13 protein-coding genes and 1 pseudogene are annotated in these 16,921 nt (G+C 61.3%); 6 read left to right on the top strand and 8 right to left on the bottom strand.

Annotated elements, in window-relative coordinates:
- Position 1: 1 nt before the first annotated feature.
- The 6 genes from Q7F16_RS28815 to Q7F16_RS28790 all read right to left on the bottom strand — a co-directional run bounded on the left by Q7F16_RS28815 (position 2) and on the right by Q7F16_RS28790 (position 7,062).
- Positions 2–2,899 carry a 2Fe-2S iron-sulfur cluster-binding protein gene (locus Q7F16_RS28815; protein WP_409555323.1) on the bottom strand — a complete coding sequence of 966 codons (2,898 nt, stop codon included), beginning with the start codon at positions 2,897–2,899 and terminating at the stop codon, positions 2–4.
- Positions 2,896–3,198 (bottom strand): sarcosine oxidase subunit delta, encoded by a 303-nt coding sequence (locus tag Q7F16_RS28810; RefSeq protein WP_046062875.1) that lies wholly within the window; start codon positions 3,196–3,198, stop codon positions 2,896–2,898. Before Q7F16_RS28810 ends, Q7F16_RS28815 begins: the two co-directional genes overlap by 4 nt.
- 13 nt (positions 3,199–3,211) lie before the next feature.
- On the bottom strand, positions 3,212–4,453 hold the full coding sequence (locus Q7F16_RS28805) for an FAD-dependent oxidoreductase (protein WP_409555324.1): 1,242 nt from the start codon (positions 4,451–4,453) through the stop codon (positions 3,212–3,214).
- Positions 4,435–5,340 (bottom strand): bifunctional methylenetetrahydrofolate dehydrogenase/methenyltetrahydrofolate cyclohydrolase FolD, encoded by a 906-nt coding sequence (folD, locus tag Q7F16_RS28800; RefSeq protein ID WP_046062873.1) that lies wholly within the window; start codon positions 5,338–5,340, stop codon positions 4,435–4,437. Before folD ends, Q7F16_RS28805 begins: the two co-directional genes overlap by 19 nt.
- Positions 5,337–6,203: a formyltetrahydrofolate deformylase gene (gene purU, locus Q7F16_RS28795; protein WP_046062872.1), complete on the bottom strand. Its 867-nt coding sequence runs from the start codon at positions 6,201–6,203 to the stop codon at positions 5,337–5,339. The genes folD and purU overlap by 4 nt, the downstream gene beginning before the upstream one ends.
- A 259-nt stretch (positions 6,204–6,462) precedes the next feature.
- Positions 6,463–7,062, bottom strand: coding sequence for a helix-turn-helix domain-containing protein (locus Q7F16_RS28790; protein ID WP_003200568.1), 600 nt, complete (start codon positions 7,060–7,062; stop codon positions 6,463–6,465).
- A 282-nt stretch (positions 7,063–7,344) separates the two neighbouring features.
- Between Q7F16_RS28790 and glnT the strand changes: the two genes are divergently transcribed.
- The 6 genes and pseudogenes from glnT to Q7F16_RS28760 all read left to right on the top strand — a co-directional run.
- Positions 7,345–8,679 (top strand): type III glutamate--ammonia ligase, encoded by a 1,335-nt coding sequence (gene glnT / locus Q7F16_RS28785; RefSeq protein ID WP_409555325.1) that lies wholly within the window; start codon positions 7,345–7,347, stop codon positions 8,677–8,679.
- A 75-nt stretch (positions 8,680–8,754) separates the two neighbouring features.
- Positions 8,755–9,660: a class II glutamine amidotransferase gene (locus Q7F16_RS28780; protein ID WP_003200573.1), complete on the top strand. Its 906-nt coding sequence runs from the start codon at positions 8,755–8,757 to the stop codon at positions 9,658–9,660.
- 11 nt (positions 9,661–9,671) lie between these two features.
- The gene (locus Q7F16_RS28775) at positions 9,672–10,355 is read left to right on the top strand and encodes a protein glxC (RefSeq protein WP_014338950.1); all 684 of its coding nucleotides are present in this window, start codon (positions 9,672–9,674) and stop codon (positions 10,353–10,355) included.
- A 20-nt stretch (positions 10,356–10,375) separates the two neighbouring features.
- Entirely contained in the window at positions 10,376–11,710 is a 1,335-nt protein-coding gene (locus Q7F16_RS28770; RefSeq protein WP_409555326.1) for an FMN-binding glutamate synthase family protein, read from the top strand.
- A 201-nt stretch (positions 11,711–11,911) separates the two neighbouring features.
- Complete coding sequence (locus tag Q7F16_RS28765) at positions 11,912–13,237, top strand: ammonium transporter (protein ID WP_046062870.1); 1,326 nt, start codon at positions 11,912–11,914, stop codon at positions 13,235–13,237.
- A 229-nt stretch (positions 13,238–13,466) separates the two neighbouring features.
- Positions 13,467–13,553 (top strand): annotated as a pseudogene (locus tag Q7F16_RS28760) (nucleoid-structuring protein H-NS); the annotation flags it as partial.
- Between the two features lie 588 nt (positions 13,554–14,141).
- On the opposite strand, the gene Q7F16_RS28755 reads toward Q7F16_RS28760, so the two are convergent.
- Entirely contained in the window at positions 14,142–15,086 is a 945-nt protein-coding gene (locus tag Q7F16_RS28755) for a bifunctional 5,10-methylenetetrahydrofolate dehydrogenase/5,10-methenyltetrahydrofolate cyclohydrolase (protein ID WP_409555327.1), read from the bottom strand.
- Between the two features lie 87 nt (positions 15,087–15,173).
- A complete protein-coding gene (locus tag Q7F16_RS28750; RefSeq protein WP_014338954.1) occupies positions 15,174–16,853 on the bottom strand; it encodes an APC family permease in 1,680 nt (559 codons plus the stop codon).
- Positions 16,854–16,921: the final 68 nt, after the last annotated feature.

The raw sequence follows: 16,921 nt of genomic DNA, 5'->3' as shown, positions 1-16,921 counted from the left end.
CTTAACCCTCCTGGCGTTGGTTGGTGGGGTCGAAGAAGGGCAGTTGCACCACTTCGGCCTGGACGATGATGCCGCCTTCGACGCGAATCGGAATGTGCTGTCCCGGGGCACTCTGCTCGATACCGGCGTAGGCCAGGCCGATGATTCGGCCCAGCGTGGCGGAGTATTCGCAGGAGGTGACGTTGCCGCTGATGTCCGGGCCGTCGAGTACCAGGTGGCCTTCCAGCGGTTGTGCGCTGCCCTTGGGCAAGGAGAATCCCACCAGTTTGCGTTTCAGCGGCTGGGCTTCGAGGATGTCCACCGAGCGCCGGCCGACGAAGAACGGTTTGTTGCGGCTGACCGCCCAGCCCATGTCGATTTCCGCCGGATGGGTCATGCCGTCGGTGTCCTGACTGATGATCACGTGGCCTTTTTCCAGGCGCAGCAAACGTTGGGTTTCGACGCCGAAGGGGCGGATGTCATGGGCCTTGCCGGCCTCCATCAGCGCGTCCCAGAGCATGAGCCCGTGACGTGCCGGCACGTGGATTTCATAGCCCAGTTCGCCGACAAAACCCACGCGCAGCAAACGGGCCTTGATGCCCGCCACGGTGCCTTGTCGCACACCGAGATAAGGAAACGCTTCGGCGCTCAGATCCAGGTCGGTGCAGACCTGCTCCAGCACTTTGCGCGAATCGGGCCCGGCGACGTTGACCGCGCAAATAGCCGCGGTGACGTTGGCGACGTCCACGTCGAGGCGCCATTGCGCGTTCCACTTGAGCATTTGCTGATAGATCCGGTCGACACCACTGGTGGTGGCGGTGACGTAGAAGTGATTCTCGGCCAACCGCGCGCAGACACCGTCATCGATCACCACCCCGTGCTCGTTGGTCATCAGCGCATAGCGGGAGCGACCGACCGGCTGTTTGAGGAAGGCAAAGGTGTACATGCGGTTGAGCAACTCGGCGGCGTCCGGCCCGCGCACATCCAAACCACCGAGGGTCGAGACATCGATGATGCCGACCTTGTTGCGCACGTGCAGGGCTTCGGCCTGCATGCAGGCTTCGCGATCCTTAGCGTTGCCATAGTAGGCCGGGCGTTGCCAGATGCCCGCAGGCATCATCTTCGCCCCGGCCTGCAGGTGTCGGGCATGCATCGGCGTTTGCCGGTACGGATCGAACGCGCGCCCGGCGACATGCGCCAGTTTCTCGGCCACAAACGGCGGCCGTGCCGTGGTCACACCGGTTTCGCTGATGTTGCGTTGCGTGGCCCACGCCACCAACCGCGCGGTCGGCAGCGCCGAGTGACGACCCTGAGACGGTCCCATGCCGACGGTTGAGTAGCGCTTGACCAGTTGCACGTCGCGATAGCCGATCTTGGTTGCGTTGACGATGTCGGCCACTTGCAGGTCCTCGTCGAAGTCGACGAAGTCCTTGCCTTTGGGATGCGGGAAGATCGGCCAATTGAAGTTGACCCGGGCTTCACCGCTGAACGATGCGCGTTGCGTGCCGACTGTCAGGCCCAGCGCGAGGGCGGCTTCGGCACCGGCATTCACGCCATCGGCAATCACGTTATCCAGCTGATGACGACCGTTGACCGAACCGGCGATATTCAGATTCCGTGGCAGGCCGCTGAGCGTGAACTCGGCACGTTGATCGTCGTAGGCCAGTTTGCCGCCGGCCTGGCACAGCAGTTGATAGACCGGCATGTAACCGGCGGACATGCACAGTAAGTCGCACGCCAGATATTGTCCGCTCTCGGCGACCTGGCCTTGTGCGGTGATCTGGCGCACGTTGACGCCGTTGATATGGCGCATGCCTTTCTCGTGCAGGGCCTCATAGACGGTGCTGTTGCCCTGGTGGTAGATCTTGCGTTGCGCCAGTGCGCGCAGCAGGGCTTCGTCCGAAGGCCCTTGGCGCAGGTCAACCACGGCGACGACCTCTACGCCCTGGTCATGCAGATCCAGCGCGGCGAGGTAACCGTCATCGTTGCCCGTCAGCACCACGGCGCTATTACCCGGTTTGACCGCATACAGCTTCATCAGCCGTTGCGCGGCGCTGGTCAGCATCACGCCCGGCAGGTCGTTGTTGCGAAAGATCACCGGCTGATCGAAGGCGCCGCTGCACACCAGACACTGGCGAGCGCGGACCTTGTACAGGCGTTTACCCTGGATCACCGGCAGGTAGTTATCGGTGAACCAGGCGTTGCACGTGGCTTCGGTCAGGACCTGGATATTGGCGTGTTGCTCGACCGCCGCGAGCAGTTCGCGGCGCAGGTTTCCAGCCTTGTTGCCGTCGATATCGAAGCGGGCATAGGTGAGCGACCCGCCGAGAATCGGCTGTTGCTCGATGAGCAACACCTTGGCTCCGGCGTTGGCGGCGGCCAGGGCTGCGTGCAGCCCGGCGGGACCGGCACCGATGACGGCGACGTCGGTAAACAGGTAGGCCTTGTCGTAATACTCAGGCTGGAACTTCAGGTCGAGCACACCGAGGCCGGCCTTCTTGCGAATGATCGGTTCCCAGACTTTCCACATGCCCTTGGGCTTGTAGAACGAGCGGTAGTAGAAGCCCACTGGCATGAATTTGGAGAACTTGCCCAGGTAGGCGTCGCGGTCGTTATCCAGCGAGCCGTTGACGTTCTGCGCCGTCACCTGCAACCCCGCGGACAGTGCATAGGCATCGGCCAGCACATTGGGTTCCTGGGGCAGTTGCACCAGGCTATTGGCATCCTGGCCGGCCATGGTCAGCGGGCCGCGCGGGCGGTGGTATTTGAACGAGCGGGAGATCAGGAAACGCCCGTTGGACAACAGGGCGCTGGCGATGCTGTCGCCTTGCAAGCCTTGGTAGTGCTGCCCGTCGAAACTGAAATCCAGCGGCTGATCGCGGTTGATCAGCAGGCCCATGGGGGCGGGTAGGCGATTCATCCTGCGATCTCCTTGGGGGCGGCGTTGAATTCGACACGGGTGTTGAAGAGTTCCTTGGGATCGAAGGTCCGCAGGATCTCGTCGGTAACGGTGTGCCGCTCCGCGAGAAACCAGTAGCTGGAGGGGGTGTGCATCCACCATTCGCGCACCACGCCGGCGAGGTTGTCGGTGTTGAACACGTAGTCCGCCCATTCGCCGTCGCTGCACGTCACCGGGTCGGGCATGGGTTTGAATTCACCGCCATAGGTGAACTCGCTGATATTGCGTGGCCCGTTGAGCGGGCAAGTCATGATTTTCATCGTCCGCTCTCCGTCAGTGACTGGCCGCCGTAGCGCCCATCTCGTTGACTTGCTGGAAGGTTGAGAAACGTTCCAGGCCGAAGGGTTTGATCAGCTCCGGCACCTTGCCGCCGCTGGCGACCAACTCGGCCATGGTCTTGCCGCAGATCGGCGTGGCCTTGAACCCCCAGGTGCCCCAGCCCGCGTCGAGGTAGTAATGCTTCACCGGCGACAGGCCCATGATCGGACTGTAGTCCGGGGTCATGTCGGTGATCCCGGCCCATTGGCGCATCAGCTTGGCGTTGGCCAGGAACGGGAACATCTCGATGGCATGGGCCAGCAGGCTCTCCTTCAAATCGAGCGTGGAACGGGTATTGAACAGCGGATAGGGGTCGGAGCCGCCGCCAAACACCACCTCGCCACGACTCGTTTGCTGCACATAGCAGTGCAGGGCAGAGGAGCTCACCAGCGGGTCGAGGAACGGCTTGAACGGCTGGGTGACCATCGCCTGCAGCGGGAAGGTCTGGATCGGCGAGCGAATCCCAGCCTTGGCCATCAGCAACGAACTGTGCCCGGCAATCGCCTGCACCGCGCAACCGCACTTGATGGTGCCGCGATTGGTCTTGACGGCGGTGATGGCGCCGTTCTCGATGATCAGGTCCTGGACTTCGGTGAGCTGATGGATTTCCACGCCACGCTTGGCGGCCTGTTTGGCGTAGCCCCAGGCCACGGCGTCGTGGCGCGCGGTGGCGCCGTCGATGTGCCACAGGCCGGCGAGCACCGGCAAGTGGCCGGGATCGAGGTTGAGGCTGGGCACCAGTTCGCGGATCTGCTGGCGGTCGATCATCTCGGTGCGACCGCCGAAGTGCTTGTTGACCTCGGCGCGCTGGCGGAACGAGCGCACCGTGGCATCGGTGTGGGCCAGGGTCAGTTGGCCGCGCTCGGAGTACATGATGTTGAAATCGAATTCGTTGGACAGCGACTGGAACAGCCGCACCGACTCGGCATAAAAGCGCACGCCTTCGCTGGTCAGGTAGTTGGAGCGGATCACCGCCGTGTTGCGCGCGGTATTGCCGCCGCCCAGGTAGGACTTCTCCAACACCGCGACGTTGGTGATGCCGTGGTACTTGGCCAGGTAATAAGCGGTGGCCAGGCCGTGGCCGCCGGCACCGATGATCACCACGTCATAGCTCGGTTTGAGTTCCCGTGGTGGTGGTAGATCCACTTCCACCGGGTACTGCGAACTCAGCCCGTATTTCAATAGATTGAATGGCATAAGGCCTCCGATTGGCTGCGTAGGGCCCGGTGTTGTGCAAGGGCTGCGGTGACGGTGTTTTTCATCAGGAAGGCAATGGTCATCGGGCCGACTCCACCGGGTACCGGGGTGATCGCCGCGACGTGCGCCAGGGCGCTGTCGAAGTCGACGTCGCCCACCAGGCGGCTGCGGCCATCGTCGTCGATGCGGTTGATGCCGACGTCGATCACCACGGCGCCAGGCTTGAGCCAACTGGCGTCGATCAACCGCGGGCGACCCACGGCGGCGATGACGATGTCGGCCTGGCGGCACAGCGCCTGGGGATCCGGGCTGCGCGAATGCAGGACGGTCACTGAGCAGTCGGCCTTGAGCAACAAGGCGGCCATGGGTTTGCCAACGATGTTCGAGCGGCCGATCACCACCGCGTGCTTGCCACGCAGATCGCCACAGGTTTGTTCGAGCAAGTACAGACAACCACTGGGGGTGCAAGGCGCGAGTACCGTGCGACCCTGGCTGAGGCCGCCGACGTTCTGACTGTGGAAACCATCGACGTCCTTGTCCGGCGCGATAGCCTCCAGCGCGCGTAATTCATCGATATGAGCAGGCAGCGGCAGTTGCAGGAGAATGCCGTGGATCGAGCGATCGGCATTCAGTCGAGCGATCAGAATGAGTAACTGTTCAGTGCTGGTGTCTGCAGGCAGCCGATGTTCCAGCGAGCGGATACCCACCTCTTCGGCGCGCAGGATCTTGTTGCGCACATAGACCTGGCTGGCCGGGTCGCTGCCCACCAGGATCACCGCCAGAGCCGGTTCAATGGCCTGCTCGCGCAGGCGCTCCACGTCCTCGCGGACCTGTACCAGCACGCGGGCGGCAGTGGCTTTGCCGTCGATCAGTTTGTGCATGTTCACCGGAAGATCACCGTTCTGTCCTGGTTGAGGAAAACCCGGTGCTCCAGGTGGTACTTGACCGCCTTGGACAGGGCCACGGTTTCGGTGTCACGGCCGGTGGCGACCAGGTCGTCGGGCAGGTAGACGTGATCGACGCGCTGCACTTGCTGCTCAATGATCGGTCCTTCATCGAGGTCGCTGGTGACGTAGTGAGCGGTGGCGCCAATGAGCTTCACGCCACGCTGGTAGGCCTGGTGATACGGCTTGGCGCCTTTGAAGCCGGGCAAGAACGAATGGTGAATGTTGATCGCCCGGCCCGAGAGCTGCTTGCACAGGTCATCGGAGAGGATTTGCATGTAGCGCGCCAACACCACGAGCTCGGTGCCGGTGTCGTCGACGATCTTCATCAGTTCGGCTTCTTGCCGGGCCTTGGTGTCCTGGGTCACCGGCAGGTAGATGAAGCGAATGCCTTCGCGTTCGGCCATGGGCCGCAGGTCGAGGTGGTTGGAGACGATGGCGGTGATGGTCATGTCCATCTCGCCCTTGTGATAGCGGTAGAGCAGGTCGGTCAGGCAGTGGTCGAACTTGCTGACCATCAGCAACACGCGCATCGGCTCGCGGGTGTCGTGCAGTTCCCAGGTCATCTCGAACGCCTTGGCGACGTCGGCGAAACCGTCCTTGATCTGTTGAATGCTGCCCTGATGGCCGTCGTTGAAGCGGAACACCGCACGCATGAAAAAGCGGCCGCTGAAGTCGTCGTCGAATTGCGCCATCTCCCCGATGTAGCAACCGTTGTCCGCCAGATAGGTGGTGACGGCTGCGACGATGCCGGACACCGCGGGACAGGTGATCTTGATGATGAAATGGTTTTTTTCGTGTTGCATGACACGTCCTCGGGATGATGGCGGCAGTTCATCGCATAGCGAAAAATGTCTGAGGACAGCAGGCTCATTCCTTGAGCGCGTTTTCTTTTTAGGAATAAAATATTCCTGAGCTGGCTTTATAGGGGAGTGGAGGCGGGACGTCTAGGGGTTTGGGAAAGATTTTTAACTGAGGGGAATTTTTTGCGAGGGAAGGTGACTCGTTTCCGTCGATCGAGCGCGGTCAAAAATGTGGGAGCGGGCTTGCTCCCACAGGGGGGCGTTACTCTTTGTCGTTGCCGTAGTTCATGATCGACAAAAGGCGGATAGGCACCTGCACCAGTTGCTCGGGGCCGTGGGGGATTTCGCCTTCGAACGTCAGGCTGTCGCCCGCTTCCATGCGGTAAAGCTGATTGCCGTGGCGATAGATCAGTTCACCTTCCAGCAGGTGAAGGAATTCGGTGCCGGGGTGAGAGAAGGTCGGAAACTCCTCACTCGCGTCATCCATGCTGACCATATAGGCCTCGAAACTCTTCTTCGGCCCGCGAGTATGGTTGAGCAGGTGGTAGGTATGGCCTTTCTCGGTACCACGGCGCACCACTTCCATGCCCTGGTCAGCCTTGACCAATAGCGCACTGCCGTCTTGCTGGTCGTATTCGCTGAACAACTTGGACAGTGGCAGGCCGAGCACGTCGCACAGGCGGCTCAGGGTATCGAGGCTGGTGGACACCTGGGCGTTTTCGATCTTGCTCAACATGCCTTGGCTGATATCGGCAATCTTGGCCACGTCAGACAGTTTCAGATCCTGAGCCTGGCGCTGGCGCTTGATCTGCAATCCCAGGTATTGCTCAAGCTTGAGGCGCGGGGCGGTTTCGGTCGACATAGTCATCAATCCTGCACACTTTCCGTTCAGTAATATTAGTTTCGCACTGAGAAAGTGCAAATGGCGGCGTTCCGCTCGCGTCTGTCGAGCGATATTCCCACGGGGAAAAGAATTTTCCCATATATACAGCACAAAAACGCTTTCTGAGGAGCGTCGGCGCTTCACTCGCGAATCTGGCAAGGGCCTTGCATTCCTATTGGGAAACTAACTTTCTTTTTAGGAATAAAAAGTCAGTCCAGGCCCATCCACAATGTTTTGCCCTTTCGCGAGGAGTGACGAGCAATGTTGCCAGCAGAAACCCAGCGCATCATCGACAAGCACGCAATCAAGTACGTGCTTGCGCAGTTTGTGGATATACACGGGGCGGCCAAAACCAAATCGGTGCCTATCTGTGGGCTCAAGACCGTCGCCGAAGAGGGCGCGGGGTTTGCCGGATTCGCGATCAGCGGCATGGGCATGGAGCCCCACGGACCGGACTTCATGGCCCGTGGCGATCTGTCCACTCTGACCCCGGTGCCCTGGCAGCCGGGTTACGGGCGCGTAGTGTGCATCGGTCACGTCGACGGCAAGCCGCATCCGTACGACAGCCGTTATGTGTTGCAGCAACAAGTTCAGCGCCTGGCAGAAAAGGGTTGGACGCTCAACACTGGCCTGGAGCCCGAGTTCAACCTGATGCGTCGTGACGAGCAGGGCAGGCTGCAACTGGTGGACCCCAGCGACAACCTGGACAAGCCTTGCTACGACTACAAAGGCCTGTCGCGCTCCCGGGTTTTCCTTGAACGCTTGACCGAAGCCTTGCAGGCCGTGGATTTCGAGGTCTATCAAATCGACCACGAGGACGCCAACGGCCAGTTCGAAATTAACTACACCTACAGCGACGCCATGACCTCGGCGGATCGCTTCACGTTTTTTCGCATGGCCGCCGGCGAAATCGCCAATGACCTGGGCATGATCTGCTCGTTCATGCCCAAGCCGGACCCGAAACGCGCTGGCAACGGCATGCATTTTCACCTGTCGATCAGCAGCGCCGAAAACAAGAACCTGTTCCATGACGCCAGCGACCCCAGCGGCATGGGCCTGTCGAAACTGGCTTATCACTTTGCCGCCGGCTTGCTGGCCCATGGTCCGGCGCTGTGTGCCTTCGCCGCGCCGACGGTCAACTCCTACAAGCGTCTGGTGGTCGGCAATTCGTTGTCCGGCGCGACCTGGGCGCCGGCCTTTATCGCCTTCGGCGCCAACAACCGTTCGGCCATGGTGCGGGTGCCTTACGGCCGCCTGGAGTTCCGCCTGCCGGACGCTGGCTGCAATCCCTATCTGGTCAGCGCCGCGATCATCGCCGCCGGCCTCGATGGCATCGATCGCCAGTTGGAAATCGACCATGTCTGCAATGAAAACCTCTACAGCCTGAGCCTGGAACAGATCGCCGCGCGGGGCATCAAGACCCTGCCGCAATCGCTCAAGGAAGCCTGTGACGCCCTGGAGGCCGACCCGCTGTTCGCCGAGGTGCTGGGCCCGCAGATCGTGGGCGAGTTCATCAAGCTCAAGCGCATGGAATGGGTGGAGTACAGCCGCCACGTCTCCGACTGGGAGATCCAGCGCTACACCGAATTTTTCTGACCCTCAGTGTTTTGACAACCATTCGGGCACCCGGCACGGCGTCGAGTGTTCAGTGCCTTCGAAGGAGACTTTGTTATGTGTGGGATCGTAGGTCTTTACTTGAAAAACCCGCAGCTGGAGTCCCAGCTCGGCAAGCTGTTCGAACCCATGTTGCAGGCCATGACCGACCGTGGGCCGGACAGTGCCGGGTTTGCCATCTATGGCGATGAAGTGGCGGACGGCTGGGTCAAGCTGACCCTGCAGGCAACCACCGAAGGCTTCGATTGGAAAGCCCTGATGGGCGAACTGGAAGGGCGCCTCGGCTGTTCGCTGGACTGGTTCCAGAACGCCAGCGCTGCCGTGCTCAAAGTCAATGCCCAAGAGGCGCCGGTACGTCTGGCCCTCGCCGAACTGGCGCCGAGCGTGCGCATCATGAGCGCCGGCCAGAGCATCGAAATCCTCAAGGGCATGGGCTTGCCCCAGGAAATTTCCCAACGTTTCGGCCTGGCCGGCATGAAGGGCAGCCACATCATCGGCCACACCCGCATGGCCACTGAAAGCGCGGTGACCATGGAAGGCAGCCACCCGTTTTCTACCGGTGCCGACCTGTGCCTGGTGCACAACGGCTCGCTGTCCAACCACTTCCGCCTGCGGCAGGAACTCAAGCGCGAAGGCATCCACTTCGAGACCGACAACGACACCGAAGTGGCCGCCGGCTACCTGACCTGGCGCCTGCAGCAGGGCGACTCATTGAAAGAAGCGCTGGATCACTCGCTGGAGGATCTGGACGGTTTCTTCACCTTCGCCATCGGCACCCGCAACGGTTTTGCCGTAATCCGCGACCCGATTGCCTGCAAGCCGGCGATCCTCGCCGAGACCGACGATTACGTCGCCATGGCTTCCGAGTATCAGGCCCTGTCGAGCCTGCCGGGCATCGAGCACGCCAAGGTCTGGGAGCCGGCACCGGCCACTATGTACATCTGGGAACGCGAGTCAGCTTAAGGGGCGCACACATGAAAACCATCGATCTTTCCACTGCCACCGTGCGTGAACTCAATCAGGCGTTGCACGACCAGGTCAACAGCGTTGAAGAGCGCGAATGGGTGGTGACTCATTCGGACGGCAAGCACAACCTCGCGGTCGGGGTGAACGAAGTGCTGTCCATCGATATTCAGGGACACGCCGGCTACTACTGCGCGGGCATGAATCAAAAGGCCTCGATCACCGTTCACGGCAATGTCGGTGTCGGGTGCGCCGAGAACATGATGTCCGGCTACGTCCGCGTCAAAGGCAGCGCCTCCCAGGCGGCCGGTGCCACGGCCCATGGCGGGCTGTTGGTGATTGAAGGGGATGCCGGCGCGCGTTGCGGCATTTCCATGAAGGGCATCGACATTGTCGTGGGCGGCAGCATCGGCCACATGAGCTGCTTCATGGGGCAGGCCGGGCGTCTGGTGGTCTGCGGCGATGCTGGCGATGCGCTGGGTGATTCCTTGTACGAGACCCACATCTACGTGAAGGGCAATGTGGAGTCCCTGGGTTCCGATTGCGTCGAGAAAGAGATGCGCGCCGAGCACCTCCAAGAGCTCCAGGACCTGTTGGACCGTGCCGGTTTCGTGCACAAGGCGGCTGACTTCAAGCGCTACGGTTCGGCCCGTCAGTTGTACAACTTCAAAGTCGATAACGCGTCCGCGTACTGATCCGCGCGAGGAGAACAGATATGAGCGACCCCATCAGCCAAAAAACGGCTCCGGTACTGCGCGAGTCAGCCACTTTCGACCGCCTGACCATCCAGGAAATCCAGCGTGCCGCCGAGACCGGCATCTACGATATTCGCGGCGGCGGCACCAAGCGCAAACTGCCGCACTTCGATGATTTACTGCTGCTCGGTGCCAGCGTTTCGCGTTACCCGTTGGAAGGCTATCGGGAGAAATGCGGCACCGACGTGATCCTCGGCAACCGCTTTGCCAAGAAGCCGATCCACCTGAAGATTCCGGTGACCATCGCCGGTATGAGTTTCGGTGCGTTGTCGGCCAATGCCAAGGAAGCCCTGGGCCGTGGCGCGACCATCGCGGGCACCAGCACCACCACCGGTGACGGCGGCATGACCCCGGAGGAGCGCGGCCAGTCGCAGCATTTGGTCTATCAGTACTTGCCGTCGCGCTACGGCATGAACCCGGACGACTTGCGCAAGGCTGACGCGATTGAAATCGTCCTGGGGCAGGGTGCCAAACCCGGTGGCGGCGGTATGTTGCTGGGGATGAAAGTCACCGAGCGGGTGGCCGGCATGCGTACCTTGCCCATCGGCGTGGACCAGCGCAGCGCTTGCCGCCACCCGGACTGGACCGGCCCGGATGACCTGGCGATCAAGATTGCCGAGCTGCGCGAAATCACCGATTGGGAAAAACCGATCTACGTGAAAATCGGCGCCAGTCGGCCGTACTACGACGTCAAGTTGGCCGTGAAGGCCGGGGCGGATGTGATTGTGCTCGATGGCATGCAAGGCGGCACGGCGGCGACCCAGGAAGTGTTTATCGAACACGTGGGGATTCCGATTCTGTCGGCCATCCCGCAAGCGGTACAGGCTTTGCAGGAGATGGGCATGCATCGCAAGGTGCAACTGATCGTTTCCGGCGGGATTCGCAACGGTGCCGACGTCGCCAAGGCGATGGCGCTGGGGGCGGATGCGGTGGCCATCGGGACGGCAGCGCTGATTGCCTTGGGTGATAATCATCCACGCCTGGACGAGGAACTGAAGAAAATCGGCTCGGCCGCCGGTTTCTACGATGACTGGCAGAACGGTCGCGACCCGGCCGGGATCACCACCCAGGACCCGGAACTGTCCAAGCGACTGGATCCGGTGGAGGGTGGCCGCCGCTTGGCCAACTACCTGCGTGTGTTGGTACTGGAAGCCCAGACCATGGCCCGGGCTTGCGGCAAATCGCACCTGCACAACCTCGATCCCGAGGATCTGGTAGCGCTGACCGTGGAGTCGGCGGCCATGGCCCGGGTGCCGTTGGCGGGGACCAACTGGGTTCCGGGTTCCGGTTACTGACCAAAACCTGTGGGAGCGAGCTTGCTCGCGATGACGGCGGCACAGTCAAGACCGATGCAAGCTGACCCACCGTTATCGCGAGCAGGCTCGCTCCCACAAGTCCAGTTCATGGCATTTATATTCGAGAGGCCGAGAAGGCCCGTATCTCATTCTTTACTGCTCGCTGCCCGACACCCACCTTTCTTTGCAGGAGCTTTGAACATGGTCAATCGTCTTCTTGGCAAATCCCTTCTTGGCTTACTGGCTACCGGTGTGCTTGTGCCGCTGGCGCAGGCGGCCGAGACGCCGACTTTGAACACAGGCAGCACTGCCTGGATGGTCACTGCCGCGGTGTTGGTGTTGTTCATGTGCCTACCAGGTCTCGCCTTGTTCTACGGCGGACTGGTGCGCGCAAAAAACATGCTTTCGCTGTTCACCCAGTGCTTCGGCATCGCCGGCCTGGTCGGCGTGTTGTGGGTGATCTATGGCTACAGCATGGTGGTCGACAGCACCGGCATGGTCGAAGGGCAGGTGACCTTCAACAGCTTTGTCGGCGGCCTGAGCCGGGCCTTTCTGGCGGGCATGACCCCGGAGAGCCTGGTAGGAGATATTCCGGAGGGCGTGTTCGTGACCTTCCAGATGACCTTCGCGATCATCACCCCGGCGCTGATTGCCGGTGCATTCGCCGAACGCATGAAGTTTTCGGCGGCGCTGTGGTTCATGGCGTTGTGGTTCACCCTGGTGTATGCCCCGGTAGCGCATATGGTCTGGGGTGGTGCGGGCGCGTTGATGCATAACTGGGGGGTACTCGATTTCGCCGGAGGCACCGCCGTGCACATCAATGCCGGCGTCGCCGCTTTGGCTGCGTGCCTGATCCTCGGCAAGCGCAAGGGCTATCAGAACACGCCGATGCCAGCCCACAACCTGAGCCTGACCATGGCCGGTGCGGCGATGCTCTGGGTGGGGTGGTTCGGTTTCAACATCGGTTCCGGCGGTGGCCTCAATGGCACTTCTGGCATTGTCATGCTCAACACCCAGTTGGGGGCCTGCGCCGGCATTCTCGGCTGGATGTTCACCGAGTGGTTCAAGGTTGGCAAACCAAGCGCTCTGGGCCTCGCCAGTGGTGCCTTGGCCGGTCTGGTCGGCATCACCCCAGCGTGTGCCTATGTCGGCGTCGGTGGTGCGTTGGCCATCGGTTTGCTGTGCGGGGTGTTCTGCTACTTGAGCGTCACCGTGCTCAAGCGTCGCTTTGGTTATGATGACAGCCTCGATGTGTTCGGTTTGCACGGCATTGGCGGAATGATTGGCGCGGTGTTGACCGGGGTGTTCTGCGTGCCGTCGGTGGGAGGATTGGTCGAAGGTGTGACCATGGGTGCCCAGGTCGTGGCGCAAATCAAAGGCGTGTTGCTGACGACGGTCTACTGCTTTGTCATCAGTTGGCTCATTCTCAAGGTGATCAACGCGGTGATCGGCTTGCGCGCCAATGAGTCGGTGGAGGAGATGGGGCTGGACCTGGCTGAACATAACGAGCGTGCTTACAACCACTGATCGTTACAGTTGTTTTTGGCTTTATTTGAGAAGGCCCGATATTTATATGGTTTGGTGTGCATATCCGTTTTTGCGGTAACGGCTACTAATGGTTCCGCCCTGACGGCGGCTCACTTTTGAAAAGCGCAAAAGTAAGCAAAACGCTTTTGCCCCACCACTTGGTGCCTCGCCTAGGCTCGGCATGCCCGCACGCAGCCCTTGCTCCGTGGGCCGCCGCGAAGGGCCATCCATGGCCCAGCGCGGCTACCTCGGCATCCATGCCGAGGTGCCCACTGCGCAAGGCCTGCGTGCGGCCATCGTGGTTAACGGGGCGCCGAGATCAAAATCCAAAGCAAAGCAAGAGCCTATGTGGCTGAGCCACTGCTATCGCGAGCAGGCTCGCTCCCACAATGGGCCTGCGGTGAACACAAGACTCATGGACACCCAGAATCACCTGTGGGAGCGAGCTTGCTCGCGATGAGGCCGGCACATCCAACATCACCGCAAACTGCTGCACCGCCTTCGCGAGCAAGCCCGCTCCCACAGGGGAACACGGTCCGCCAAGAACCAGGTCGGCTATCAGGCCGCCTCGCGGTGGACGTTGATCTCGGGCGCCCCGTTAACCACGCTGGCTGAACGAAGGTATTGCGCAGTGGGCAACCCGGCATGGATGCCGGGTTAGCCGCGCTGGGCCATGGATGGCCCTTCGCGGCGGCCCACGGAGCAATGCCTTCGTTCAGGCACACCGAGCCTAAGCGAGGTGCCGAGTGGTGGGGCAAAAGCGTTTTGCTTACTTTTGCGCTTTTCAAAAGTGAGCCGCTGTAAAAGCGGAACCCTAAGTAGCCGTTACCGCAGCAACGGATATACACACCAATCCCACCCAAAAACACGCTAGGAACGGAAGATCAGAATCTCCGGGAACGGCTTAAGTGAACAGCACTACACCCTCGAGTGGGCTGGCAGATGTCTGCCCACGAGCCTGGGCCGCATGCTGCAACTGGCTGGCGATCAAGGTGTTCTTCAGCAGATAAGCAATGGTCATCGGCCCGACACCACCAGGTACCGGCGTGATCGCGCTGGCGACGGTGCGCGCGCTGGCATAGTCGACATCGCCTACCAGATGGCTGCCGGACTCGTCGGTAATACGATTGATCCCGACATCGATCACCACCGCTCCAGGCTTGAGCCAACTGGCATCGATCAGCCCCGGACGGCCTACCGCTGCAACGACGATATCGGCCAGTCGACACAACGCCGGGGCATCGACGCTGCGTGAATGCACCACGCTGACCGAGCAGTGAGCCTGCAACAGCAAGGTCGCCATGGGCTTGCCAACGATGTTCGAGCGCCCGACGACCACGGCGTGCAGGCCGCTCACATCACCGCAGGTTTCCTGCAGCAGACACATGCAGCCGCTGGGCGTGCAAGGTGTAAGGACTTCTATGCCTTGCACCAGGCCACCGACGTTTTCCCGATGGAAACCGTCCACATCCTTGATCGGGTCGATGGCATGGATGACGGCCGCCTCGTCGATATGCCCCGGCAACGGCAATTGCACCAGAATGCCGTTCACCGTGGCATCGGCGTTCAGTTGGGTAATCAGTTCCAGCACCTGGTGCTGGCTGGTGTTTTCTGCCAGACGGTACTCCAGTGAGCGGATGCCGACATCCTTGGCCCGCAGCAGTTTATTGCGTACATAAACCTCGCTGGCCGGGTCGTCACCCACCAACAGTACCGCCAGGGCGGGGTAAATGTGCTGCTGCGCGAGGCTCAGGACCTCTTCTCGCACCTCATTGAGAACCTGGGCGGAGATGGCCTTGCCGTCGATGTCGCGGGCAAGTGCGGGGGTGGTGCTGATCAAAAGAGTCACCGTTGTCTTGATGGATAGAGGGCCGAAATCATCACCGAGGTGTCGTTGCACCTCGATGATTCATCAGGGAAATGCAGGCAAGGGCGCTCAGACTACCAATTGATGGCTGCCGTACACCACAAGGACACCCGCGATCAGCGTGAGGTAAGGCAACCAGCCAGCACGTTTCTGACCCGTGTCGGCCTGAACGTAGAGATCGTTGAGCATGGCTTCGGGGAACAGCCCCTTGTCCTGCACATAGTGGCGGTAGCAGAACACCGGCAGGATCAACAGCGCCAGCAGCAGGCCGGTCATCAGGGTGCCCGCGCCCCAGATATCGGCGCCCAGCCCCATGCAGGCCAGGTTGACGAAACTCAGCACACCACCGGCTGCCAGGAGCACGGTAGGGGCTTTGTACGGGCGTATCCAGTCGGGACGATCCAGGCGGTGGATCCAGCCAGCGTTGAGGTTGAGGAAGTTGAAGATGATGTAGCTGACGTTGGACGCGGCGAGCACGAAGACATAGTCGGACATCAGCAACAGCAGCAGGTTGAAAGACAGGTCGGTCCACATCGCGGCGGTGGGTGCGCCGTGTTCATTGGTGCGGCCCAGGTACTTCGGCAGCCAGCCGTCCACCGACGCCTGGTACAAGGTGCGCGATGAGCCGGACATCGACGTCATGATCGCCAGCAAGGTGGCCAGGACCAGCATGATCAGCACGATGTTGGCGACCAGTTTGCCGCCACCGATACTGTCCGCCATCACCTGGCCGACGCCCATGCCGCTGTAGATCGCGGGCGACAACAGGCCGCTGTAGACCGCCGGCGAAACCACTGCACCGCTGGCGTCCAGCACGGCCGGTGTCACCAGTTGACCGAGCCCCAGGCTGCCTTGGAACGCCAGGGGCACCAGGGTGAATACCAGGATGCACAGCAGGCCCGCATAGAAAATCGCCTTGAACGTGTCGCGCTTGGGGTCCTTGAATTCCCGGGTGTAGCACACCGCTGTTTCGAAGCCGTAGGTGGACCACGCGGCCATGAACAGACCGCCGGCCATCAGCGACCAGCCGGACAGATCCCAGGGTCCATCGATCACTTGCCCGGCCGCATCATGGGCCAGGGGGTACAACGGCAGGAAATTGGCCTGGGCCGAATCACCGGTGAACAACGGCACCACACCCACCAGCAGCAAGGGGACCAGCGATGTCACGCCGAGCACCAGGGTCAGACGCGCCGAGCGCAGAATGCCGCCATGCTGCACGGCGAAAACCGTCAGCAGGATCAACAGGCCGATGGCGAATGTCGCATTGATTCGCAGCGACAGGCCACTCTTGATCCAGCCCAGATCGAGCAGGGTCAGTTGCCAGGTATTGATCAATGCATCGGCGGGAAACAGTGCGGTGAGGATATAACCGGCCGCCAGTCCCGAGCCGATAGACAAAACCGGCGACCAGGCCAGCCAGTTGCACCACACCGAAACCGGTGCGATCAGCTTGCTGTAACGCACCCAGGCGACCGCGCCATAGACCGAGGCACCGCCGGATTTATGTGGGAACAGTCCGGCGATTTCGGCGTAGGTGAAGGCCTGGATAAACCCGAACAGGATCGACACGATCCAGACGATCCACGCCGGTTTGCCCACCGTGGCGGCAATCGCGCCGATTGAAAACAGCACCAGCGCGGGCACGCCACTGGCGACCCAGAAAGCCCCGCGCCAATCGATCTTGCGGTGCAGGCTGCCCACTGAGCTGGCGGCCTGCGGTACGGTCTCGAACGTAGTCGCTTCCATCTTCGTATTCCCATGTCTGAGTAGCGGAGGAGTGGCGGCAGTCAAAGTCAGGGTGGCGCCCAGGTCCG

Source organism: Pseudomonas sp. Lb2C2, from assembly GCF_052112205.1.
In the GTDB taxonomy this organism is placed as follows: Bacteria; Pseudomonadota; Gammaproteobacteria; order Pseudomonadales; family Pseudomonadaceae; genus Aquipseudomonas; species Aquipseudomonas kilonensis.
Note: the sequence above shows the minus strand (reverse complement) of the source record. Positions and strands in the feature narration are given on the sequence as shown.